Annotated in this window: 2 protein-coding genes; both read left to right on the forward strand. The window is 47.9% G+C overall.

All coding sequences use genetic code 11. From position 1 onward, the window contains the following. The first annotated feature begins 66 nt into the window (after positions 1-66). Positions 67-588, forward strand: coding sequence for a hypothetical protein (locus EZI54_RS23745; RefSeq protein WP_131484317.1), 522 nt, complete (start codon positions 67-69; stop codon positions 586-588). 120 nt (positions 589-708) lie between these two features. Then, on the forward strand, positions 709-987 hold the full coding sequence (locus EZI54_RS23750) for a hypothetical protein (RefSeq protein ID WP_131484318.1): 279 nt from the start codon (positions 709-711) through the stop codon (positions 985-987). Positions 988-1,207 lie beyond the last annotated feature (220 nt).

The raw sequence follows: 1,207 nt of genomic DNA on the forward strand, positions 1-1,207 counted from the left end.
GCATCAAAGGATTTCAGCTTCTGGAACTGGTCGTTAACAACGTCGAGTTCCGGGACGGAGAAGCGGTTGAGCAACAATCAGACAGGAACGCTGCCTGATGTTCATACACCAGATTTGACGATAACTCTTCTTCACGTAATATTCAACCCAGTGGCTGGCACCAAAATTCCCACTTTGATCAGCTCTGAGAGCTCTCCTCAACCTCTTTTGATAACGCCCAACCTCTGCCCGTATGTTTTGTTCTTTTTCTTTTTCTCCCTTGATGCATGCCAGCGCATCGCAGCCAATACAGTCTCCAGCAAGTTCACATGGCGCAACGGACCAAGGGCTCCGACACCGCCCACAAGGAGTCTCTTGCTCGGCCATGAGCGTTATTTCTTCAATGTTGGGGTCGCTATGCACAACAATTTCATGGGTTTCAATAATTCGGTCTTTCTTGATCAGAGCTTTTGTACGCTCAACCATCTCGTCATCGTCGATTTGATTGTAATAGGTGTTTTGCCGCTCATCGGCGCGGGAAGACCAAGCCGCGATCTCTTGACCCGAGACGTCACTTCGAAAGGCCATAGTATTCAAGAGGCGACGTAATTCGTGAGAGCCAAAGCCTACGTTTTGGCCACCAAAGATGTCCGGAAAATTCTTTACAAGAGTAGAGCTTTCATGACTCAACCAACCCTGTACCCCACTTAAAGCGCGAAGGAACCAGGTATGATCCATATCAAGCAATCTGAACCGAATAGCGTCATGCGCGTCGCTACGATGCAGCTGATTTTCAAAGAAACAAAACAAAGCGTCCGAAAACTTAAGCAGCCTTCTGCTAGTTATGAACGGAAAAAACGCTGGCAAGTAAGCAGCCCGAATAATCCAATTAAGCTCCCGGCAGGAAAGAATGAACGTCCAGTTTGCCTCTTTGAATTGTCTGACGGTATGGGGTGCAATCCGACCATTGAACCTCGGCAGACCAGTATCTTTAGGGTCAGGAAGTAGGGTGAGCTGTTGTTCTATTAAGTTTTTTGCTCCCGTTAAATAAGCCGAGTCAGGTAGGCGCTCCATTTTCTTTTTTACGAGCCCCTGGGCGTTTGTAGTGGTCAACTAATCCCGGACAGTATTTTAAGGTTTTCCTCAGCTGCAACGGGCGGAATGCCATCGTTGAATGTGTGAGGTCGCTGCCGGTTGTAATAGTCCATCAGATAGCCACCAACATCTT

It is taken from the genome of Marinobacter halodurans (assembly GCF_004327985.1).
In the GTDB taxonomy this organism is placed as follows: Bacteria; Pseudomonadota; Gammaproteobacteria; order Pseudomonadales; family Oleiphilaceae; genus Marinobacter_A; species Marinobacter_A halodurans.